The 22208-nt window shown below is 70.2% G+C and carries 21 protein-coding genes; 9 read left to right on the top strand and 12 right to left on the bottom strand.

Translation table 11 applies throughout. From position 1 onward, the window contains the following. Window positions 1–4: 4 nt before the first annotated feature. From PP359_RS14205 to PP359_RS14190, 4 genes are read right to left on the bottom strand one after another with little or no spacing between them, the layout of a single operon-like run. A complete protein-coding gene (locus PP359_RS14205; RefSeq protein WP_499250892.1) occupies window positions 5–1903 on the bottom strand; it encodes a glycogen debranching N-terminal domain-containing protein in 1899 nt (632 codons plus the stop codon). Next, window positions 1900–2805: a carbohydrate ABC transporter permease gene (locus PP359_RS14200; protein ID WP_499250891.1), complete on the bottom strand. Its 906-nt coding sequence runs from the start codon at window positions 2803–2805 to the stop codon at window positions 1900–1902. The genes PP359_RS14205 and PP359_RS14200 overlap by 4 nt, the downstream gene beginning before the upstream one ends. Then, a complete protein-coding gene (locus PP359_RS14195; RefSeq protein WP_135949680.1) occupies window positions 2802–3956 on the bottom strand; it encodes a carbohydrate ABC transporter permease in 1155 nt (384 codons plus the stop codon). The genes PP359_RS14200 and PP359_RS14195 overlap by 4 nt, the downstream gene beginning before the upstream one ends. A gap of 2 nt (window positions 3957–3958) precedes the next feature. Then, a complete protein-coding gene (locus PP359_RS14190; RefSeq protein WP_005052274.1) occupies window positions 3959–5218 on the bottom strand; it encodes a sugar ABC transporter substrate-binding protein in 1260 nt (419 codons plus the stop codon). A 117-nt stretch (window positions 5219–5335) separates the two neighbouring features. Between PP359_RS14190 and PP359_RS14185 the strand changes: the two genes are divergently transcribed. Continuing rightward, complete coding sequence (locus tag PP359_RS14185) at window positions 5336–6430, top strand: LacI family DNA-binding transcriptional regulator (RefSeq protein WP_294942722.1); 1095 nt, start codon at window positions 5336–5338, stop codon at window positions 6428–6430. Here the strand turns inward: PP359_RS14185 and PP359_RS14180 are convergent. After that, on the bottom strand, window positions 6421–7212 hold the full coding sequence (locus PP359_RS14180) for an IclR family transcriptional regulator (RefSeq protein WP_499250890.1): 792 nt from the start codon (window positions 7210–7212) through the stop codon (window positions 6421–6423). The two genes, PP359_RS14185 and PP359_RS14180, sit on opposite strands and share 10 nt — an antisense overlap. 58 nt (window positions 7213–7270) lie before the next feature. Here PP359_RS14180 and hutH point away from each other — a divergent pair, with 58 nt between their 5' ends. Genes hutH through hutI form a run of 3 tightly spaced genes read left to right on the top strand, consistent with a single transcriptional unit; the run spans window position 7271 to window position 11760 of the window. Next, entirely contained in the window at window positions 7271–8842 is a 1572-nt protein-coding gene (gene hutH / locus PP359_RS14175; RefSeq protein ID WP_499250889.1) for a histidine ammonia-lyase, read from the top strand. A gap of 15 nt (window positions 8843–8857) precedes the next feature. After that, the gene (gene hutU, locus PP359_RS14170; protein ID WP_112931096.1) at window positions 8858–10582 is read left to right on the top strand and encodes a urocanate hydratase; all 1725 of its coding nucleotides are present in this window, start codon (window positions 8858–8860) and stop codon (window positions 10580–10582) included. Beyond that, window positions 10579–11760 carry an imidazolonepropionase gene (gene hutI, locus PP359_RS14165; protein ID WP_499250888.1) on the top strand — a complete coding sequence of 394 codons (1182 nt, stop codon included), beginning with the start codon at window positions 10579–10581 and terminating at the stop codon, window positions 11758–11760. The genes hutU and hutI overlap by 4 nt, the downstream gene beginning before the upstream one ends. Before the next feature lie 119 nt (window positions 11761–11879). Here the strand turns inward: hutI and PP359_RS14160 are convergent, their stop codons facing one another. From PP359_RS14160 to PP359_RS14145, 4 genes are all read right to left on the bottom strand, one after another. Continuing rightward, window positions 11880–12347 (bottom strand): SixA phosphatase family protein, encoded by a 468-nt coding sequence (locus tag PP359_RS14160; protein ID WP_036318268.1) that lies wholly within the window; start codon window positions 12345–12347, stop codon window positions 11880–11882. Then, window positions 12344–13258 (bottom strand): arginase family protein, encoded by a 915-nt coding sequence (locus PP359_RS14155; protein ID WP_499250887.1) that lies wholly within the window; start codon window positions 13256–13258, stop codon window positions 12344–12346. The genes PP359_RS14160 and PP359_RS14155 overlap by 4 nt, the downstream gene beginning before the upstream one ends. Next, window positions 13258–13602 carry a gamma-glutamylcyclotransferase family protein gene (locus PP359_RS14150; RefSeq protein ID WP_036318266.1) on the bottom strand — a complete coding sequence of 115 codons (345 nt, stop codon included), beginning with the start codon at window positions 13600–13602 and terminating at the stop codon, window positions 13258–13260. The genes PP359_RS14155 and PP359_RS14150 overlap by 1 nt, the downstream gene beginning before the upstream one ends. Window positions 13603–13691: 89 nt before the next feature. Beyond that, a complete protein-coding gene (locus PP359_RS14145) occupies window positions 13692–14963 on the bottom strand; it encodes a DUF445 domain-containing protein (RefSeq protein ID WP_347417427.1) in 1272 nt (423 codons plus the stop codon). A gap of 34 nt (window positions 14964–14997) precedes the next feature. On the opposite strand from PP359_RS14145, the gene PP359_RS14140 reads away from it, so the two are divergent. After that, window positions 14998–15270 (top strand): metal-sensitive transcriptional regulator, encoded by a 273-nt coding sequence (locus PP359_RS14140; RefSeq protein WP_036318264.1) that lies wholly within the window; start codon window positions 14998–15000, stop codon window positions 15268–15270. An 8-nt stretch (window positions 15271–15278) separates the two neighbouring features. On the opposite strand, the gene PP359_RS14135 is transcribed toward PP359_RS14140, so the two are convergent. Beyond that, window positions 15279–16439 carry an acyl-CoA dehydrogenase family protein gene (locus PP359_RS14135; RefSeq protein WP_499250886.1) on the bottom strand — a complete coding sequence of 387 codons (1161 nt, stop codon included), beginning with the start codon at window positions 16437–16439 and terminating at the stop codon, window positions 15279–15281. 79 nt (window positions 16440–16518) lie between these two features. Between PP359_RS14135 and PP359_RS14130 the strand changes: the two genes are divergently transcribed. Beyond that, window positions 16519–16923, top strand: a complete 405-nt coding sequence (locus tag PP359_RS14130) for a hypothetical protein (RefSeq protein WP_036318262.1) — start codon at window positions 16519–16521, stop codon at window positions 16921–16923. Between the two features lie 27 nt (window positions 16924–16950). On the opposite strand, the gene PP359_RS14125 is transcribed toward PP359_RS14130, so the two are convergent. Further along, window positions 16951–17706, bottom strand: a complete 756-nt coding sequence (locus tag PP359_RS14125; protein ID WP_499250885.1) for an alpha/beta hydrolase — start codon at window positions 17704–17706, stop codon at window positions 16951–16953. Window positions 17707–17750: 44 nt separating this feature from the next. Then, window positions 17751–18974, bottom strand: a complete 1224-nt coding sequence (locus PP359_RS14120) for an MFS transporter (RefSeq protein WP_499250884.1) — start codon at window positions 18972–18974, stop codon at window positions 17751–17753. Between the two features lie 405 nt (window positions 18975–19379). On the opposite strand from PP359_RS14120, the gene nrdH reads away from it, so the two are divergent. From nrdH to nrdE, 3 genes are read left to right on the top strand one after another with little or no spacing between them, the layout of a single operon-like run. Next, the gene (nrdH, locus tag PP359_RS14115; protein WP_005052310.1) at window positions 19380–19613 is read left to right on the top strand and encodes a glutaredoxin-like protein NrdH; all 234 of its coding nucleotides are present in this window, start codon (window positions 19380–19382) and stop codon (window positions 19611–19613) included. Window position 19614: 1 nt separating this feature from the next. Then, window positions 19615–20046 carry a class Ib ribonucleoside-diphosphate reductase assembly flavoprotein NrdI gene (gene nrdI / locus PP359_RS14110; protein ID WP_036290246.1) on the top strand — a complete coding sequence of 144 codons (432 nt, stop codon included), beginning with the start codon at window positions 19615–19617 and terminating at the stop codon, window positions 20044–20046. Further along, window positions 20028–22184 carry a class 1b ribonucleoside-diphosphate reductase subunit alpha gene (nrdE, locus tag PP359_RS14105; protein WP_039412121.1) on the top strand — a complete coding sequence of 719 codons (2157 nt, stop codon included), beginning with the start codon at window positions 20028–20030 and terminating at the stop codon, window positions 22182–22184. Before nrdI ends, nrdE begins: the two co-directional genes overlap by 19 nt. Window positions 22185–22208: the final 24 nt, after the last annotated feature.

Here is a 22208-nt window from a genome sequence, read left to right as displayed (position 1 = left end):
CAGCTCAGTCGCCGCCCCGCAGCACCTCCCAGGCGGTGACGGCGGCGGCCGCCGTCCACGCCTGCGGGCGGCACGCGGCGGGGTAGGGAGCGGGCGCGCGCACCTCGTCGGCGCCGTCACCGGCGTACAGCTCCGGCACGCGGAAGTCGAAGGCCTCGGCTCCGGCGAGCATCTGCGCGACGATCCGTCGGGCATGCCCGAGCAGGCCGGCGCGCAGCATTCCGCGGGCGATGATCGCCGTGTCGTGGATCCAGACGCTGCCGCCGTGATAGCTGAGCGGCCAGTAGCCGCCTGCGTCGGTCGAGAGGGTGCGGATGCCGAAGCCGGACGCCATCCGCGGCTCGATCAGCAGGTCGGCGACGCTCGCCTCCTCCGCGGGGTCGAGGATGCCGGTACCCAGGAGGTGTCCGATGTTGGAGGTGAGCGTGTCGACCGCGCGGCCATCGCGGTCGAGGGCGATCGCCGGGAATCGTCCGGACGGCGTCGTCACCCAGAAGCGCTGCGCGAAACGCTGCTTGAGATCGCGCGCCCACGTGCGCAGCCGCTCGGCGCCGGGCCGGCCGAACCGCTCCAGCAGGTCGGCTCCGCCGATCGCCGCCTCGTACGCATAGCCCTGGACTTCGCAGAGCGCGATGGGGCCGGCGGCCAGGGAACCGTCATGCCATTGGATGGAGTCGCCCGAGTCCTTCCACCCCTGATTGGACAGGCCGTGGCCTGTCTCGTCCACGTACTCGAGGAAGCCTGTGCGCTCCGCCGAGGTGACGATCCACTCGAGCGCGGCTTCCATCGCGGGCAGCAGCGCGCTCACCTCGGCATGCGGCATCCGCTCGGCCGTCTCGGCGAGCACGCAGACCCACAGCGCTGTCGCGTCGACGGTGCCGTAGTACAGCGGCGGCAGCACGATGCCCTCACCCGGCATCGTCAACGTCGACGCACGCAGCTCGTGCATGATCTTGCCCGGCTGCTCGGCCGTCGCCGGGTCGTCTCGCGTGCCCTGCAGACGTGCGAGGACGCGCAGCGTGGATGCCGCGAGCCGTGCATCCAGCGGCAGCAGCAGTCGAGCCGCCCAGAGCGAGTCGCGTCCGAACAGGGTGAAGAACCAGGGTGCCCCGGCTGCGAAGAACTCGTCCTCCGGTGCGTCGGGAAGGGTCAGGCGCAGCGCGCCGAGATCGTCGAGGGCGCGGTCGAGCCAGCGCGGCAGACGTGGATCAGTCCCCGTGGGTGTCGACGGGCGCTCCCAGGGGATCGTCGCGGCCGCCCCGCGCACCACCAGGGCGGCGTCGGCCAGGATCGCCGTCCACGACACGCTCATCCGCCCTCGCGGCGGGCAGTCCAGGCGCCATTCCACGCTGATCTCGCCGTCGTCGTCGGCGGCGAGCGCGGCACCCGGTGCCGTCAGCTGAACGGATGCGTCGCCCCGACGGACGATGACCGTGCCGTCGGAGATCGTCAGCTCGCCGTGCGTCCGGCCGGACGCACCCGCCTTCACGTCCTGCAGGGCGCCGATGTCCACGCGCACGCGGGCCCGCAGCCGGAGGAGGACCGGTGCGTCGCGGGCGGAGCGCACGGTGAGCGACTCGGTGACGCGCCCCTCGACCACGGTGCGCTCCCGCTGCAGACGCACCTTCGGATCGGGCGTGTCGTCGTCCACGCCACGCAGGAGCGCGTCCATCCGCACGGCGCCGGCCGCGATCGGATCCGTCGCGATGTGTTCCGGGCGACGCCATGCGCCGTCGGCGCCGGCATAGTGCACGTCCAGACCCCGGACGAACCGGGTGTCTCCGTGGTAGATGCCGTCGATCGGGGCCGCCCCCATGTCGCCGTCACGCCCCGACCATGCCTGGGTGGGCGCGGCGAGCGCAACGATCCGGTCGGACAGGAATGGCTGCAAACCGGCCGTCATCCCTTCACTGCTCCTTCGCTGGTGTTCATGATCTTCCTCTGGAAGAGGAAGAAGAGGACGGCGACGGGGATCGTCATGATCGCCGCGGCCGCGAGCTTGAGAGGGTACTGCGTGCCCTGGCTGAGCTGGCCCGAGGCGAGCGACGCGACGCCCTTGGTGAGCGTCGTGAGCTCGGGCGACTGGGTCGACACGATGAAGTGGCTGAGTTCGTTCCACGAGCCCTGGAACGAGAGGATCACGATCGTGATCAGCGCGGGCCGGGCCATCGGCAGCACGATCGACCAGAACACCCGGAAGGTCCCGGCCCCGTCGATGCGGGCCTGCTCTTCGACGGAGTCGGGGATCGACTCGAAGAAGTTCTTCATGATGAACACGCCCGCGGCGTCCACCAGCAGCGGCAGGATCATGCCGGCGTACGAGTTGTAGAGGCCGAGCTGGTTCAGCACGAGGAACTTCGGGATCAGCAGCACGACCGTGGGCACGGCCATCACCGCCACGACCAGGGCGAACACGACGCCGCGCCCTCGGAAGCGGAGCCGCGCGAGCGCGTACCCGGCCAGGGAGACGAAGAACACGCGGCCGACCGTGACGCAGAGCGTCACGATGGTCGAGTTGGCGAACCACAGCGGGAAGTCGCTGTGCAGGAACAGACGTTCGTACGCGGCCGTCGAGAACGTCGCGGGGATCAGGGAGACCGGGTCCGCGGCGGCATCCGGTTCGGTCTTGAACGAGGTCGCCACCTGCACCAGGAAGGGGTAGATGTAGACGAGGGCGAGCAGCACCAGCATCCCGTACAGCAGCACCTGGCCGGTGAGGCTGCGGGGGGTGATGCGCCGGTGGCGCCGCGGCGGTCGCGTCGGCGGCGCGCTCTGCACCTCGACGGTGCCGAGGGCGGTGGTCATGCGTCGACCTCCTTCGAGGGCGAAGGGCTCGTGGATGCCGCCGCGCGCGGCTGATAGGCGCGGATGCGCCGCTTCGAGACCGGGCGGTCGCGGAGCACCCAGCGCTGCAGGAGCGTGAAGGCGATGATGATGACGAAGAGAATGAAGGCGATCGCCGCTCCCACACCCCAGTCCTGGTTCTGGAAGGCGGAGGTGTACGAGAGGTAGGCCGGTGTCATCGTCGTCTTGGCGGGACCGCCCTGCGTGCCGGTGTAGATCTGGTCGAACACCTGCCAGCAGCCGATGAGTCCGAGCGTGATCACCGTGAACAGCGTCGGCCGCAGCTGAGGGAGCGTGATGTGCCAGAAGCGCTGCCATCCGTTGGCGCCGTCCATCATGCCTGCCTCGCCGAGCTCAACGCCGATGTTCTGCAGCGCGGCGATGAACAGCAGCATGAAGGTGCCGCTCGTCGTGAACACCGCCATCAGCACGAACGCCGACATCGCGACCGACGGACCCGCCAGCCAGTCCCACCAGGAGACCCCGAGAAAACCCGCTCCGGTGAGTGCGTCCGGCCCGTTCGAGACGCCGACCGCCCCGAGTGCGACGTGCACGATGCCGCGGGGATCGTTGAACCAGTTGGGGGCGGCGACACCGATCGCCGACATGATCTGGTTGACGGGGCCGGCGAACGAGAACAGGAACAGCCACAGCACCGTGATCGCGACCGAACTGGTCACCGACGGGAAGTAGAAGGCGGTGCGGAAGAAGCCGCGCCCGCGGAGGATGCGGCGGCTGACCAGGACGGCGAGGAACAGCGACAGCACCGTCTGCAGCGGCACGACGAGCAGCACATACCACGCGTTGTTGCGCAGCGCCGTGCCGAAGTCGCGCTCGGCCAGCCCGCCACCGGTGGTGATCGCGGCGTAGTTGTCCAGGCCGACGAAGCCGACGGATCCGGAAAGGGGGCTCCCGCGCCCCGACCAGTCCGAGAAGCTCACCCAGAGCGCCATGAGCACGGGGATCAGCAGGAAGACGCCGAGGATGAGGATGACGGGCGAGACGAACAGCCAGCCCGCACCGGCCTCGCCACGGCGGATTCCGCGGGAGCGCGGATGCCGGGGCGAGACCGGGCGCGAGGGCGTCGCGGCCGGAGCGACGGGAGCGGACATGATCAGCCGACGACGGCCTCGAGGTTCGACTGCACCGAGTCGAGGATCTTCTTGGGGTCGCCCGTCTTCAGCGACTCCAGCTGCGCGTTGAAGTCCTTGATCACGTCTGCGGCGCCCTTGTTGGTGGGAACGCCCTGCGCATAGTCGGCGCCGTTGAGGAACGCCACGAGCGAGGGGTTGTCGTTCTTCCACGTCTGGGCGGCGGACTGCACCGACGGCATGGGGCCGAACGCCTTCGAGAACGCGAGCTGCTGGTCGGCGCTGGTGAGGTACTCGACGAGGTCGAGCGCGGCCTTCTGGTTGGGGCTGTCCGCGGCCATGCCCCAGCAGTTGGTGAACTGGAGGGTGCCCTTGCCGGCGCTGCCGGCGGGAAGCTCGACCACCTTGGCCTTCACGTCGGGGTAGTCGCCCAGGGCGCCGGTGATCCAGTTGCCCTCGATCGTCATGGCGCCCAGCTGCTTGCCGAACGCCTCGCCGCCCCAGCCGGCTCCGACGTCGGAGGCGTAGGCGAACGTGCCGTCCTGCAGGTGCTTCTGGACATAGGTGAGCGCCGTCACGTTGGCGTCGCTGTTGGCTTCGGCCGTCTTGCCGTCCTCGGAGACGAGGCGGCCGCCGGCCTGGGCCATGAAGGCGCCGAGACGGGCGTACTCGCCGCCGAAGACGAGCCCCTTCGTGGAGCCGTTCGTGAGCTTCGCGGCCACGGCGGCCAGCTGGTCCCAGGTGGTCGGGATGTCGGCGTCGGTCAGGCCCGCCTTCGTCCACAGGTTCTCGTTGATGACCAGCTGCAGCGTCGAGAAGTCCTTCGGCGCGCAGAAGAAGGTGTTGTCGTAGGTGAAGTTCTTCACGAGCGACGGGTAGAAGTCGTCCTTGTTGCTGAGCTGGTCGCCGTAGGCCTTCAGCGAGCCGTTGCTCGCGAAGCCCGCAAGCTGGTCGGTGCTGAGGTAGAAGAGGTCCGGCGGAGAGCCCGCCGCGAAGCCCTGCGACAGCTGCTGGGCGAGGTCGGTCGCGGCGACGACCGACGCCGACACACCCGATTTCGCGGACCAGGCGGCGACGGCATCCTGCACGGCCTTGGTCTCGGCGTCTCCGGACGAGCCGATCATGATCGTCAGCGGCTTGTCGGACGACGTCAGATCCCCGGCGCTGGCCGAGGGGTCAGAGCCCGACCCGCTGAATCCCTGTCCGCATCCGGTCAGCAGCAGGCTCGAGGCCACGGCCAGGCCTCCTGCCGCGAGCAGCGTCCGTGCTGTGTGTCGCTTCATCGCATCTCCTTCGATCGCGGGGCTCGCGCGTGGGCAGCGCGGCCCATGGTGCCATCCCGCGCGGATCGTCCGTGCGATCCGCCCTTGGATCGATCATTTGATCGTTCAAATTGTGGGATGCTTGAAAAGATAGACGACGAGGCCGAGACCGTCAAGGAGGACCGCGTGAACAGATCGGCGACGATCGAAGACGTGGCGCGGGCCGCGGGCGTCTCGCGTCAGACCGTCAGCAACGTGATCAACTCTCCTCAGATCGTGCGCGAGCAGACCCGCGCACGGGTGGCCGACGCGATCTCGCGCCTCAACTACGCGCCGCACGCCTCCGCCCGTCGACTGCGCACGCGACGCAGCTCGACCATCGGCATCCACCTCGACCCGTACGCCGGCGGGATCTCGGGCGTCGTGCTCGACCGCTTCGTTCACGCCCTCACCGAGCAGGCGGGCGAGCGGAGCCTGCGCGTCATGCTCTACGCGGCGCGCACCCCCGAGGAGGAGATCCGACGGATGGGGGATCTGCGTGAGGGCGGAGAGATCGACGCGGTCGTCATCACCGGAACCTTCCCGGGTGATCCTCGTGCGGAGTGGCTCCTGGAGCGCGGCGTGCCCTTCGTCTCGTTCGGCCGTCCCTGGGGCCGTGACGACGTGGGCGCCCCCAGCCATCACTGGGTCGACGTCGACGGGGCCGCCGGCACCGCCGAGGCGACACGGCATGCCCTGGCGACGGCGGGTCCGCGCGTCGCCTTCCTGGGCTGGCCCGCGGGTTCCGCAACGGGCGACGACCGCGAACGAGGCTGGCGTCGGGCGCTGGATGCCGGGGACGTGCGGGCGGCCGGATGGACGCCGATCCGTGTCGTGAGCGACGAGAACGTGGCGCGGGCGCGTGACGTCGCCGCCCACCTCGTCGCCTCCGACGAGATCGATGCCATCGTGTGCGTCAGCGACTCTCTGGCGGTCGGTGCGCACCTGGCCGCGGTGGCGGCCGGGCGCCCCGCCCTGCCGATCATCGGCTTCGACAACACCCCGGCCGCCGAAGCCTTGGGTCTGTCCAGCGTCGAGCAGCTGCCCGAGGAGGTCGCCGTCGGCGCCCTGGATCTGCTGCTCGGAGGCGCGGCCTCCATCGAGCACCGTGCCGCCGAACCCGGGAGTGCCCACGTCCTCGTCGAGCCGCGCCTCGTCGTGCGTGAGACGGCGCCGCCGAGCGTTCAGCCGTAGAGCCGGCGCTGCAGTTCGTCCGCCGCCGTCGTCACCGCCGGTGCGAGCGCCTCCGCGGTGTGACCGGCCTCGGCGGGCCACGTCACCGCGATCGCCGCGACCGGCCAGCCGGCGTGGTCGCGGACGGCGACCGCCACCGAACGGAAGCCGAGGGTCACCTCGCCGTCTTCACCCGCGAAGCCCGCGGCGCGTGTCTGACGCAGCAGCTCGCGAAGCTCGGTCGGGCGCCTCGGCCCGCGACCCGTGCGGTCGGCGAAGGCCGCGGCATCCGGGTAGAGCGCGCGCACCTGCTCGCGCGGCAGAGCGGCGAGCATCGCTCGTCCCGTCGCCGTGAGGTGAGCCGGCAGCCGCACACCCACGTCCGTGACGAGCGCAGGGCGCCGCGGAGCGCGCTCCTCGACGATGTACAGCACATCGCGGCCGGTCATCACCGCCACGTGCGTGCTCTCGCCGAGGCGGTCGGAGAGGGCGGCGACGAGGGGACGGCCCAGACGCGCAAGAGGCTGCTGACGGACGTAGCCGCCGGCCAGCTCGAACGCGGCCGTACCCAGCCCCCAGCGCCGGTCGTGCGGAAGATGCACCACGAAACCGTGCGTCGCCATCGCGGTCAGCAGGTGGTACACGCTCGAGCGGGGGATGGCGAGGCCTTCGGAGATCGTCCGGGCGGCGACCGGTCCGCGCTGGCGTGCGAGATAGGCGAGGATCCGCAGGGTCTGGTCCGCGGCCGGGACCTGCACCGCCTTCGGCGGCGCATCCGCATCGCCGAGATTGTCTGGTATCACAGACACACAATGCCACGCCCGTGTGGCTGCGCGGGCACAGCCGGGGTGGAATCGAGGCATGACCACCGTTGCCCCCTCGAGAATCGCCGATCACGTCCTCATCGGCGCGCGCCCCCTCACTCCCGCCGAGGTCGTCGCCGTGGCCCGCGACGGCGCGACGGTCGAGATCGCCGCCGACGCGTGGACGCGGATCGGCCAGGCGCGAGAGCTCATCGAACGGCTCGCCGACGACCCCGAGCCGCACTACGGCATCTCGACCGGCTTCGGGGCGCTCGCGACGACGTTCATCGCGCCCGAGCGGCGTCGCCAGCTGCAGGCGAGCCTCATCCGCTCCCACGCGGCCGGTACCGGTGCGGAGGTGGAACGCGACGTCGTGCGCGCGCTGCACCTGCTGCGCCTGCAGACCCTCGCGACCGGGCACACGGGGGTCCGCCCGGTCGTCGTCGAGACCTACGCGGCCATGCTGAACGCCGGGATCACCCCGATCGTTCGGGAGTACGGCTCGCTCGGGTGCTCGGGCGACCTCGCCCCGCTCTCGCACCTCGCGCTGGCGGCGCTCGGCGAGGGGGAGGTGCGCGATGCCGAGGGTCTGCTCGTCCCGGCATCCGACGCCCTCGCCGCCGCCGGCATCGCCCCGCTCGTACTCGAAGAGAAGGAGGGGCTCGCGCTCATCAACGGCACCGACGGCATGCTCGGCATGCTCGCTCTGGCCCTCTCGGACCTCGACAACCTGCTCACCGTCGCCGACATCACCGCCGCCCTCTCGATCGAGAGCCAGCTCGGCACCGACGCGGTGTTCGCCGCCGACCTGATGGCGCTGCGTCCGCAGAGCGGACAGGCCGCCTCGGCCGCGAACCTGCGCGCCCTGCTCGCCGATTCGCCCCTCGTCGCGAGTCACCGCGATCCGGCCGTGTGCACGCGCGTGCAGGACGCCTACTCACTGCGGTGCTCCCCGCAGGTGCACGGTGCCGCGCGCGACACCGTCGCGCACGCCCGCACGATCGCCGAGCGGGAGCTCGCCTCCGCCGTCGACAACCCGGTCGTCACCGGCGACGGGCGCGTCGAATCCAACGGCAACTTCCACGGCGCCCCCGTCGCGTACGTGCTCGACTTCCTCGCGATCGCCGTCGCCGACCTCGCCTCGATCGCCGAACGCCGCACCGACCGGGCACTCGATCGCACCCGCAGTCACGGCCTGCCGCCGTTCCTCGCCGACGAGGTCGGCGTCGATTCGGGCCTCATGATCGCGCAGTACGCGGCCGCGGGGATCGTCTCGGAGCTCAAGCGTCTGGCGGTTCCGGCATCCGTCGACTCCATCCCCTCGTCGGCGATGCAGGAAGACCACGTGTCGATGGGATGGGCCGCCGCACGCAAGCTGCGTCGCGCCGTCGACGGACTCGCTCGGGTGCTCGCGATCGAGCTCGTCACCGGATGCCGCGCCCTCGACCTGCGGGCACCGCTGCAACCGGGGCCCGCCACCGGCGCCGTGCGGGCCGCGGTGCGGGCCGCGGGCATCGCCGGTCCAGGACCCGACCGATTCGTCAGCCCCGACCTGGAAGCGGCCACCGCTCTCGTCCTGTCGGGCGCGGTCGCCGACGCTGCGTTCACTACTCCGGACAACCGTCCCTGATCGAAGGAGATCACGATGACATCACCCGTTGACGCCCAGAACTCCGGAGTTGTGAACCGGGCGGCGTCGAGCCGCGGCCCCGTCCGCGCCCCGCGTGGGGGCGAGCGCACCGCGAAGAGCTGGGGCGCCGAAGCCGCGAAGCGGATGCTGATGAACAACCTCGATCCCGAGGTCGCCGAACACCCCGAAGACCTCGTCGTCTACGGCGGCACGGGTCGGGCGGCGCGGTCGTGGGAGGCCTACGACGCCATCGTCCGCACTCTCGACGAGCTCGAGCCCGACGAGACACTGCTGGTGCAGTCCGGAAAGCCCGTCGGCGTCTTCCGCACGCACGAGTGGGCCCCGCGCGTGCTCATCGCGAACGCGAACCTGGTCGGTGACTGGGCGACGTGGCCCGAGTTCCGCCGGCTCGAGCAGCTGGGACTCACGATGTACGGACAGATGACCGCGGGATCGTGGATCTACATCGGCACGCAGGGCATCCTCCAGGGTACGTACGAGACGTTCGCCGCCGTCGCGCGCTCGCTCGGACGCGACTCGCTCGCCGGCACCCTCACCCTGACCGCCGGCGCCGGCGGCATGGGCGGTGCCCAGCCGCTCGCGGTCACCCTCAACGGGGGAGCGGTGCTGATCGTCGACGTCGATGCGTCGCGGCTGGAGCGCCGGGTCGCGCACGGCTACCTCGACGAGTACACCGACGACCTCGACGCGGCCCTGGCGCGCGTCGTCGCGGCCCGCACGGCCGCGGAGGCACTGTCGGTCGGTCTCGTCGGCAACGCGGCCGAGGTCTTCCCCGAACTGCTGCGCCGCCGGCACGCCGGGGCCGCCCCGATCGACATCGTCACCGACCAGACCAGCGCCCACGACCCCCTCGCCTACCTTCCGATCGGTGTGAGCGTGGCGGCCTGGAAGGATGCTGCGGCATCCGACCCCGAGGACTTCACCGCCCGTGCTCGGGCCTCCATGGCGGCGCACGTCGCGGCGATGGTCGGATTCCAGGATGCCGGGGCCGCCGTGTTCGACTACGGCAACTCGATCCGCCGTGAGGCCGAGCTCGGCGGCTACGACCGGGCGTTCGCGTTTCCGGGGTTCGTCCCCGCCTACATCCGGCCGCTGTTCGCCGAGGGGCGCGGCCCGTTCCGGTGGGTGGCGCTGTCGGGCGATCCGGACGACATCGCCAAGACCGACCGCGCGGTCGCGGAGCTGTTCCCCGATGACGCCGCGCTGCGGCGATGGCTGGACAGAGCGGGCGACACCGTCCGCTTCGAGGGGCTCCCCGCGCGCATCTGCTGGCTCGGCTACAAAGAACGCCACCTGGCGGGTCTGAAGTTCAACGAGATGGTCGCCTCGGGCGAGCTGGCCGGCCCGATCGTCATCGGTCGTGATCACCTCGACGCGGGATCCGTCGCCTCCCCGTACCGCGAGACCGAGGCGATGGCCGACGGCTCCGATGCGATCGCCGACTGGCCGTTGCTCAACGCCCTGTTGAACACGGCGTCGGGTGCGTCCTGGGTATCGATCCACCACGGCGGCGGGGTCGGCATCGGCCGCTCGATCCACGCCGGCCAGGTGACCGTCGCCGACGGTACGGCGCTCGCCGCCGAGAAGCTCGAACGGGTGCTGACGAACGATCCCGGCACGGGCGTGATGCGCCACGTGGATGCCGGGTACGAGCGGGCCCGCGAGGTCGCGCGTGAGCGGGGACTGGTCGTTCCGATGCTGCGGGACGACGCGCCGTGAGCACGCTGCTGCTGACGAACGTCGGTGAGCTCACGACGAACGTCGAGGGCCTGGGGGACGACCCCGCCGACCCGACGGGCCTCATCCGCGGCGCCGCCGTGGCGATCGTCGACGGTCGCATCGCCTGGGTCGGCCGCGCCGGCGAGAAGCCGCCCGTCGTCTCGACGGTGGTGGATGCCGAGGGGCGCGCGGTCATTCCGGGCTTCGTCGACAGCCACACGCACCTCGTCTTCGCCGGGGATCGCGCCGACGAGTTCGATGCCCGCATGGCCGGCCAGCCGTATGTCGCCGGCGGCATACGCCGCACCGTGGCGGCGACGCGCGCGGCATCCGACGACGAGCTGCGGGCACGGCTCGCCGCACTCGTCGAGGAGATGCACCGACAGGGCACCACCACCTTCGAGGTGAAGACCGGCTACGACCTCACCGTCGACGGCGAGGTCCGGCTGGCGCGCCTCGCGCGCGAGGTGACCGACGAGGTGACCTTCCTCGGTGCTCACGTCGTGCCCGACGAGTTCGTCGGCGACCGCGACGCGTACGTCGACCTCGTCTGCGGTCCGATGCTGGAGGCCGTGCTGCCCTTCACCCGGTGGATCGACGTCTTCTGCGAGCGGGGGGCGTTCACGCTCGCCGAGGGTCGCCGCATCCTGCGCGCCGGCATCGCCGCGGGACTTCTCCCGCGGCTGCACGCCAACCAGCTGGGTCACGGCGGTGGCGTGCGTCTCGCGACGGAGCTCGACGTGATCTCGGTCGATCACTGCACCTATCTCGATGCCGAGGACGTGCGCCTGCTGGCAGCGAGCGACGTGGTGGTCACACTGCTGCCCGGTGTGGAGTTCTCGACCCGGCAGCCCTATCCCGACGCGCGGCGGCTGATCGACGCCGGTGTGAGCGTCGCCCTCGCGAGCGACTGCAACCCGGGCACCAGCTTCACCAGTTCCCAGCCACTCATGGTCGCGCTCGCGGTGCGCGAGATGGGGATGACGGTCGCCGAGGCGGTCTGGGCAGCCACCGCCGGCGGCGCGCGAGCTCTCGGCCGCACGGACGTCGGCTCCTTCGCGCTCGGCGCACGCGCAGATCTGGTGCTGCTCGACGCGCCGTCGCGCACGCATCTGGCCTATCGGCCCGGGGTTCCCCTGGTGCACGCCGTCTACCGCGGCGGGGAGCTGATCGCGTAGGCGTTTCGACTCGGCGCTGCCCGCCTCGCTCAACGTCCGGGCCTCGCCCTGTCCAGTCCCGCCGCGGTCGTTGAGCGAGCGGCGTCGTCGCGCGTCGAAATGCCCCGCGCCACACGGCGTCAGGGGCGATCGAAGGCCCACTCGTCGGGGTCGACGGCCGTCGCGACGTCCCAGTCGGAACTCGCCCACACGAACGTCGCGACCGCGCAGGTGGGCATGTGCCCGATGCCGCCTCCCGACAGGCGCTCCGCCAGCGTCGTCATGCCCGGATCGTGCGCGACGACCATCACCGCGGGCACGGCGCGCGCCACCGCAGCGGCCAGCAGGGTGTCCGCGGGCGCACCGTAGAGATCCGGGTCGAGCTCGGGTTCCAGCCCGAATGCCGAGGCGAAGAACGATGCCGTGGTGCGGGCGCGCAGCGCGCTCGAGGAGAGGACGGCATCCAGCTGCAGCCCGGAGCTGGCCACCCGCTTCGCCAGCAGCGGCGCATCGCGCAGACCGCGTTCGTTGAGCGGACGGTCGTGATCGTCGAGACCGGGATCGCCCCAGTCGCTCTTCGCGTGGCGGACGAGCACGAGCGTCGTCATACGGTGACCTTTCGTCGGTACAGGCCGGTGAGCAGTTCCAGCACGCACAGGGCGGCCAGGCGCACGGTGCGCCCGTCGGCCGCGTCGGCCGCGGCATCCACTTCGACGATATCCGCGCTGCGCACGCCGGGGTCGGCGGACAAGCCGCGCACGAGCGTTCGCAGCTCCCACGCCTGCAGCCCGCCGGGCACCGACGCCGGGCAGCCGGGCGCGACCGCGCGGTCGCAGACGTCCACGTCGATATCGAGATGGATGCCGCCGCCACCGCGCCCCGCTACCTCGTGCGCCTCGGCGATCACATCGTCCGCACCGCGCCGACGAAGCTCGTCGAGCGTGATGACGCGGATGCCGAGATCGGCGGCGCGCCGGGCATACGCCGCAGAGTTGGCGAAGTCGGCGATGCCGATCTGCACGATGCGCGTCGGGTCGAGGCCGTCGTCGACGAGGCGACGCACCGGTGAGCCGTTGGAGACGCCGTCGCGCAGATCGAAGTGCGCGTCGAGGGTGATGAGACCGGCGGCACCGGCGCCCTGGGCCGTCGCGTACGTGACGGAATTGTCGCCGCCGAGCGCGATCACCAGTGCGGCACGCGCCGTCAGCTCGGCGGTCCGGGCGCGCACACGCGCTTCGCCCGCCGCGCCGTCGGGGTCGGCGACGTCGCCCGCGTCGGCCAAGCGGAGGGCGGCGGCGAGATCGACGGGCGGCGGCCCCATCAGTGTCGCGCTGTATCGGCGCAGGGCCTCACGGACCGCGCCGGGAGTCGCATCCGCGCCGGTGGGCGAGAGCGACGTGCGAAACGCCGGAACTCCCAGCAGGACGGCGTCGAGGCGGTCGGCCGCCGCCGCCTCGTCGAGCGCGGGCCAGTCGCCGGCGCGCGGCCAGAGCGGGTCGTGGGAGAGGGCAGCGGTCATCAGCCGACGTACACCCAGGCGATCCGCCCGCTTCCCAGCGTCACCCGCACCCGGCGGTACAGCGACACCTCGTACTCATCGGCGGCATCCACCTCGTCGGCGGTGAGGTGCAGGACGCGGCCGACCACCTTGTCGAGCGGACTGCCGGTCTCACGCAGCACGGGATGCACCGACAGGCCCGACAGGTCGACGACCCGCTGGTCCTCGATCTCGGCGTAGTCGATCGTGTAGCCGGGCAGCACATCGGGCTCGCCCGCGATGAGACGGCCGAAGGTGTCCAGCTGCACCTCGGCGTACTGAAGCGTGCCGTAGGTGAACAGCAGCTCGTCCGCCGGTTCGCCCATTCCGTCAGGCTACTGCGCCCGGTCGCGGCCAGCCAGGGGCGCGCCTTCGTTCATCGGCCGTCCATAACCCTTCCGCCGTGCACGCCTACTCACCCGAGAAGGGCGTGCGCGACGGCGAAGATGACCAGTCCGGCCAGAGCGCCGACCACGGTGCCGTTGAGACGGATGTACTGCAGGTCGCGGCCGACCATCAGCTCGATCTTCTCGGTCGTCTCCGCCGGATCCCACTTCTCCACCGTGTCGGTGATGATCGAGGCGATGTCGTGGCGGTAGCGATCCACGACGAAGACCGCGGCCCCCGCGATGCGGTCATCCACACGGTGCTGGAGCGCGGCATCCGTCGACAGACGCTCGCCGATCTCGACCAGCGCCGCGCTGACGCGTCGACGCAGCCCGCTGGAGGGATCGGCCAGGGCTGTCAGCAGACCCGTCTTGGCGGTGTTCCACGCCTCGGCGGCCAGCTCGCGCACGCGCGGGCTGTCGAAGACGGCCGTCTTGGCCTCTTCGAGACGCGCGATGGTCGTGGGATCGCTCTGCAGGTTCTCGGCGAGCCGCGCGAGGTAGCCGTCGACGGCGCGGCGTGCGGGGTGGTCGGGGTCGTCCTGGATCGCGGCGACGAACTTCACGGCCTCGTTGTAGACGGTGTCATCGACGAGGCGCATCGCGACCGACGGCACCCAGGAGGGGAGTCGGCGAGAGACGAGACCGCTGAAGGCGGCATGGTTGGCGCGCAGCCACGTCGCGATGCTGTCCACCCCCAGGTCGACCGCGCCGCGGTGCGCGTCGGCCTCCACGACGCGAGAGAGCCACGCGCCCACGGTCGGTCCCCACTGCGGGCTGAGCAGGTGCTCGCGTGCGAGGTCGCTGATCAGATCCTGCACCTCGTCGTCGCTGAGGGCGCGCAGGATGCCGGACGCCACCGCCGAGGCCTCTGCGGCGACGGTCTCGGCGTGGGCGGGATCGCGCAGCCACCCACCGGCCGTGCGAGCGATGGGTGTCGACTCCAGCTTCGCGCGGACGACGCCCGCCTCGAGGAAGTTCGTCTCGACGAACTCGCCCAGGGTGCGCCCGATCTCGTCCTTGCGGCGCGGGATGATCGCGGTGTGCGGGATGGGAATGCCGAGGGGATGGCGAAACAGCGCGGTCACCGCGAACCAGTCGGCCAGCGCGCCGACCATGCCGCCCTCCGCCGCGGCGCGCACGTACTGCAGCCACGGGAAGCGGTCCTGCAGGACGAAGGCCACGACGAACACGACCGCCATCAGGATCAGCGCGCCGAGAGCGACGCCCTTCATCACCCGCAGCGCGCGGCGACGTTCCTGGTCGGCGGGGCTGAGCAGTTCGGTGGGGGTGCGCGCCATGCCCGTAGTCTCGCACGCGGCGTATCCTGGCCGCGTGATCGAAGACATCCAGAAGCGCGCCCTGCACCGCACCCGCATCCTCGAGGGTCAGGTGCGCGGGCTCGCCAAGATGATCGAGAACGAGGACTACTGCATGGACATCATCGCCCAGTCGCGAGCGATCCAGCGGGCCCTCGCGTCACTGGACAAGCTGCTGATCGAGAACCATCTGCGCACCCACGTCGCGCACATGTTCGCCGAGGGCGGCGATCAGCGCGAGCTCGCCGTCGCCGAACTCCTCAAGGCGTACGACCTCGAGACGCGCTGACGGAGGGCCTAGGTCGTGACGGGGCCGAGCCAGGCCGCCGCCACCGTCGCGTGCGCGGACTCGGGGTCGGAGGGGTGGAACATACCGGCCAGCACGTCGCGGTAGAGGCGGCTGAGCTCGTTGCGGGTGAAGTACGACGAGCCGCCGGCGACGAGCATCGCCTCGTCGACGATCTGCTTGGCCGCGACGACGGCGCGGTGCTTCAGGCCCGACAGCGTGGGAAACCACAGGCCGCCGTGATCGACGAGGGCGTCCACGTCGCGCGCGATCGCCGCGACCTGGGGGAGCAGGCCGTCGTAGGCGAGGGCCATCTCCGCGATGCGCCAGCGGATGTCGGCGTCGTCGCTGTAGGGGCGCCCGGTCTTCTTCGACGTTCTCGTCTTCGCCGCCGCGACGGCCAGGTCGAGCGCGCGGCGTGCGACGCCGGTGTAGACGGAGGCCAGGAGCACTTCGAAGACGCTGAAGATGCCGAAGACGATCGGGTCGGGGTTGGGCCCGGGCGCAACCCGGCGCACGACACGATCGGCAGGGGCCACGGCCCGATTCAGCACGGTCGTGCGCGATTGCGTGCCGCGCATGCCGACCGTGTCCCAGTCGTCACGGGTGTCGACGGCGTCGGTACGCCGCACGAACGCGTAGACCATCTTCGGGTCGGTCGGGTCGGTGGTGTCGAGTCCGTGCAGCCCCAGCTGCGTCCACACCGGCCCGAGCGAGGTGAAGATCTTGGTCCCCGTGAAGGTGTAGGAGCCGTCGGCGGAGGGGACGGCCCGCGTGTCGCTGCCGAACAGGACCAGATCGTTGCCCGCCTCGCTGATGCCGAAGGCGAAGACCTCGCCGGAGGCCGCACCGGTCTGCACGAACTGCAGGTCGTCGATGCCGCGGTCGGACATCACCTTCGCCACCCCCGTCCAGACGAGGTGCATGTTGATCGCGAGTGCCGTCGCGGGGGCCGCGCTCGCGAGCCGCTGCTGCAGCACCGCGGCCTCCGCCAGCCCGAGGCCTGCGCCGCCCAACGCGGTGGGCACGAGGATCGAGAGGTATCCGGCCGCCGTCAGCTCCGCGAGATCCTCGGTGGGAAAGCGGTTCTCGGCATCCACGGCGGCGGCGCGCGAGCGGATGCGCTCAAGCAGATCGTCCGGCAGGTACGCGGTCGCATCGAAATCGGTCACCCCTCCATCCTGCCCCTCGTGACCGGACCCAGGGTCGCCGTCGGGTCCCGCAGCACCGCCGGCGCGGCAGGATAGGAGCATGATCTCGACCGAGTTGGCCGTCGCGCTGCGCGAGGCGGGTCTCGTGTGGCGCCCGGCATCCGGCGACCGATTCCAGCTCGACGAGCCGGAGTTCGAAGCCGACGTCTTCACGGTCAGTGAGATGACGATCGAACCGCGCGAGTACGCGACGGGGGCGATCCTCGCCTTCAACGGCACGACCGAGTGGGCGCTGGACTCGGTCGCCCAGGCCGATGCGCTGTGGCTGCCGCGCGAAGATCAGCTGCGCGAGCTGCTGAGGGGAGCCTTTCGCCGGCTGGAACGGCTCGCCGACACGCACCGCGTCGAGATCGAGTTCGCGGGCGAGCGGCGGGCCTTCGAGCACCCCCAGCCGGAAGACGCGTACGCCCTCGCTCTTCTGCACATCCTGCGCCGCATCTCCTGACGACGGCGCGGTGCCGATGCGGGGGCGTCAGCCGATCGCGTCGAGGAGGTGACGCATCGTCGCCTCCGGAAGGTCGCGGTGCGGCGAACGCCCTGCCCCGGTCACCACCGACATCGTCAGGAGCGGATGGCGCAGCACCGCGGCGGCCAACTCGCCGTGGAAGATCGAGAACACCTCCGGGTCCGCCGCGATCACGTGCGTCGGCACCGCGAGCCGCGCGGCGGCCGCCCGCACGTCCCACGGCGTGTTCTGCAGACTCGTCTGCTCGACCGCCCACCGGCTCGCCTGCTGCGCGGCCCGGGCCTTCAGCTCGATGTCGAGCGGATGCCAGGTGGGATGCTCCGCCCGCACCGCCTCGACGGAGGGGTCGGCGAAGGACTGCTCCTGCCCGACGCGGACGTTCTCGCGATCGCGGTCCGCAAGGTGGATGGCGGGATCGACGAGCACCAGCCGGCGCGTCCAGCCGGGGTCGCCCGCGCTCGCGACGGTGACGGCGGCGCCGCCGAGGGAGTGCCCGATGACCAGGTCCCACGGTGCGCCGTCGTCGGGGCGCGTCTGCGCGACGTCGGCCGCGTAGGCGTCGATGCGGTAGTCCAGCGTCCGCGGTGCGGTGCCGTGGCCGCGCAGGTCGACCGCGGTCGCGTGCCACCCGGCATCCGCGAGGGTCACGCCATAGCGCCACATCAAGGCACCCGTGGAGCCGAGTCCGTGCACGAGCAGGGCGCGACGCGGAGCGCGCACGTCGCCCCACGACAGCCGGGGCAGGGTCACAGCGACGGTCATGCGGTCAGCCTACGGTCGTGCGCTGTCGGTGGGTGATGAGGACGTCATGTGATGACGGGGACGGGCTCGGTGTCGGGGATGGGGCTCGCGTCACGTCCGCGCAGGTCGGGGAAGCCGCGGACGAAGACGATCGCGACCAGGGCTCCGACGATCGCGAAGCCGGCCGCGGCAGCGTAGGCGCCCGCCGCACCGTTGCTGTCGATGAGGAAGCCCGCCACGGCGGATCCCAGGGCTGCGCCGATGAGCTGTCCCGTGCCGATCCAGCCGTAGGCCTCGGCCGTTTCGCTGAACTTCACGGATGCCGAGGTCATCGCGAACATGACCGCCAGCGCCGGAGCGATGCCGACGCCCGCGACCACCAGGCACGCTCCGACCCACCACGGGGTGGACGCGCCGATGTCGCCGACGACGAAGACCGAGGCGACGAGGCCGACGGCGACGACGCTCATACGTCGCGCCATGGCCCATGGCCCCATGGGGACATGGCCGAACGCGAGGCCTCCGGCGAGGCTGCCGACGGAGAAGACCGCCAGGACGAGGCCGGCCTCCAGGCCGCCGTGGCCGAAGGTCGCGACCACCGCCGCCTCGACCGCGGCGCACGCGCCGATGAGGAGGAAGCCGGTCACCGTCGCGAGCAGCACCACGGGCTTTGCCAGCACCTTGCCGAACGCGCGGCGGCTGCGCGGAATGCGCACGCGCCCGACTTCGGGGGAGAGGATGAACCATGCGCCGCCGGCGACGAGGATCGTGACGATCATCAGCAGCGCCGGGACCGTGCCGACCTGGGTCGCGACGAGGGTGATGACCACCGGCGCGAGGATCCAGATGATCTCTTGCAGGCTCGCGTCGAGGGAGAACAGTGCGGTCAGCTGTCGTGCGTTGACGAGCTTGGGGTAGATGGTGCGCACGGCCGACTGCACGGGAGGCGTGGAGAGCCCGGCGATGAGTCCGAACACCATGTAGCCCGCGACGCCGAGAGGGATCAGCGCAAGGGCGAGCAGTGCCGCCGCGCACACCGCGGTGGTCAGCGTGAGAACGCGCCGCATGCCCCAGCGGCCCATCCAGCGGCTGGTGACGGGGCCGGCCGTCGCCTGACCCACCGATGCCGCTGCCAGCACGAGCCCCGCGGAGGCGTAGGAGCCCGTCATCTGCTCGACGTGGAGCAGGATGGCCAGGCTCGTCATGCCGTTCGGGAAGCGTGCGGTCAGCTGCGCCGCGATGATGCGCGCCACGCCCTGCGTGCGCAACAGTTCCCGGTATCCCGCCACCCCTCCACGCTACCCGTCGGCGCCGACACCGCGACACGCCGGACGGGGGTCGCGACACGCCGCAGTCGAGATTCCACAGGCGTGGCGATGTCGGAGGCCCGCCGTAGCGTGCGGGCTGTGGACGACGGTCGCGATGGCGATCGAAATCCGCGCGATTCAGGCTTTTTCCAGGCTTCGATCCTCGCGGCATCCTGTGGATGAAACGGTGGACAACCTGTGTTGTACATGGGGAGAGCGGTGCAAAACTACACGGATGTAACTACTAGCCCTTGTGGTGCTATCCAATGTCCGTACCCATATGTAGTATTGGACTCCCGGCGGGGGCACGGCCGGGATCACAGGCGAGAAGAGGGCGGATTCCCAACGGGATCGATCCGCGCAGACCAAGGGGAGAGAAGGAACGACATGGCAATCACCGTCTACACCAAGCCCTCGTGCGTGCAGTGCAATGCGACCTACCGCGCGCTGGACTCGAAGGGCATCGACTACGAAGTCCTCGACCTCTCGGAGGACCCGGCGGCGCTCGAGCACGTGAAGTCGCTCGGCTACCTGCAGGCTCCGGTCGTCGTCACCGACGAGGACCACTGGTCGGGCTTCCGCCCCGACAAGATCGACGAGCTCGCGAGCCGTCTGGCCTGACATGCCGACGTTGACGAGCGCCCCGCTGCTCGTCTACTTCTCGAGCGTGTCGGGCAATACGGCGCGATTCATCGAGAAGCTCGGTCTGCCGGCCGTCCGCATCCCGCTCGCCCCTGGCGACACACCTCTCGAGGTCGACGAGCCCTTCGTGCTCGTGACACCGACCTACGGAGGAGGCCAGGGGCGAGGCGAGGAGAAGGGCGCCGTCCCCAAACAGGTGATCCGGTTCCTCAACGACGAGCGCCATCGTCACCTCATCCGCGGAGTGATCTCCGCGGGCAACACCAACTTCGGCGAGTCGTTCTGTCGCGCCGGTGACATCATCAGCCGCAAGTGCACCGTGCCGCACTTGTACCGGCTCGAACTTTTCGGCACGCCCGACGACGTCGCCCGTGTGAGCGACGGATTGGAACGATGGTGGAAGCTGCAGTGAGCCCGGCGACCTTCAAGACCGACGCGCGCTTCGAGGGCATGGACTACCACGCCCTCAATGCGATGCTCAACCTGTACGGCGAGGACGGCAAGATCCAGTTCGACGCCGACAAGCGTGCCGCGCGGGAGTACTTCCTCCAGCACGTCAACCAGAACACCGTGTTCTTCCACTCGCTCAAGGAGCGGCTCGACTACCTCGTCGAGAAGGAGTACTACGAGGGTGCTGTCCTGGAGAAGTACCCGTTCGAGTTCATCCAGCGCCTCAACGACCGCGCCTACGGGGCGAAGTTCCGCTTCGAGACGTTCCTGGGCGCCTTCAAGTACTACACGAGCTACACGCTGAAGACCTTCGACGGCAAGCGCTATCTCGAGCGTTTCGAGGATCGCGTCGTGATGACGGCCCTGGGTCTTGCCGACGGTGACCAGCAGCTGGCCGAGAAGCTCGTGGACGAGATCATCTCGGGCCGCTTCCAGCCCGCGACCCCCACCTTCCTCAACACGGGCAAGGCGCAGCGCGGCGAGCTCGTCAGCTGCTTCCTGCTGCGCATCGAAGACAACATGGAGTCGATCGCCCGCGGCATCAACTCCGCCCTGCAGCTGTCCAAGCGCGGGGGTGGCGTCGCGCTCCTGCTCAGCAACATCCGTGAGGCCGGAGCCCCGATCAAGCAGATCGAGAACCAGTCCAGCGGCATCATCCCGGTCATGAAGCTGCTCGAAGACAGCTTCAGCTACGCCAACCAGCTCGGCGCGCGTCAGGGTGCCGGCGCCGTCTACCTGTCGGCGCACCACCCCGACATCCTCCGCTTCCTCGACACCAAGCGCGAGAACGCCGACGAGAAGATCCGGATCAAGACGCTGTCGCTCGGCGTCGTGATCCCCGACATCACCTTCGAGCTCGCCCGCAACGGCGAGGACATGTACCTGTTCTCGCCCTACGACGTCGAGAAGGTCTACGGCGTGCCGTTCGGTGACATCTCCGTCACCGAGAAGTACCGCGAGATGGTCGACGACGCGCGGATCAAGAAGACCAAGATCAACGCGCGCGAGTTCTTCCAGACCCTCGCCGAGATCCAGTTCGAGTCGGGCTACCCGTACATCATGTTCGAGGACACGGTGAACAAGGCCAATCCGATCAAGGGCCGGATCAACATGTCCAACCTCTGCAGCGAGATCCTGCAGGTCAACACGCCGACGACCTACAACGAGGACCTCTCGTACGCCGAGATCGGCAAGGACATCTCCTGCAACCTCGGGTCGATGAACATCGCGCTCGCGATGGACGGCAAGGACCTCGCCGGCACGGTCGAGACCTCGATCCGCGCGCTCACCGCGGTCAGCGACCAGAGCCACATCCGCTCGGTGCGCTCGATCGAAGACGGCAACGACCGCTCGCACGCGATCGGCCTCGGCCAGATGAACCTCCACGGGTACCTCGCGCGTGAGCACGTGCACTACGGCTCGGAAGAGGGCATCGACTTCACGAACATCTACTTCTACACGGTGCTGTTCCACGCACTGCGTGCCTCCAACCGCATCGCGATCGAGCGCGGCACGGCCTTCGACGGCTTCGCCGACTCGACCTACGCGTCGGGGGAGTTCTTCGACAAGTACCTCGAGCAGGAGTGGGTGCCGCAGACGGATCGCGTGGCCGAGCTGTTCGCCGGCATCCACATCCCCACCCAGGACGACTGGCGCGAGCTGAAGGCGTCGATCCAGGCGCACGGCATCTACAACCAGAACCTGCAGGCGGTGCCCCCGACCGGATCGATCTCGTACATCAACAACTCGACGAGCTCGATCCACCCGATCGCGTCGAAGATCGAGATCCGCAAGGAAGGCAAGATCGGCCGCGTCTACTACCCGGCGCCGTTCATGACGAACGACAACCTGGAGTACTACCAGGACGCGTACGAGATCGGCTACGAGAAGGTCATCGACACCTACGCCGCCGCGACCCAGCACGTGGACCAGGGCCTGTCGTTGACGCTGTTCTTCAAGGACACCGCCACCACCCGCGACATCAACAAGGCGCAGATCTACGCGTGGCGCAAGGGCATCAAGACGATCTACTACATCCGCCTTCGTCAGATGGCGCTCGAGGGCACGAACCTGTCCGAGTGCGTCTCCTGCATGCTGTGACCGCGCTTCGCTCACTCCACGACC

It is taken from the genome of Sphingomonas sp. BLCC-B65 (assembly GCF_028550675.1).
Lineage (GTDB): Bacteria > Actinomycetota > Actinomycetes > Actinomycetales > Microbacteriaceae > Microbacterium.
The sequence above is the reverse complement of the archived record's forward strand: the minus strand, read 5'-3'. Positions and strand labels throughout refer to the sequence as shown.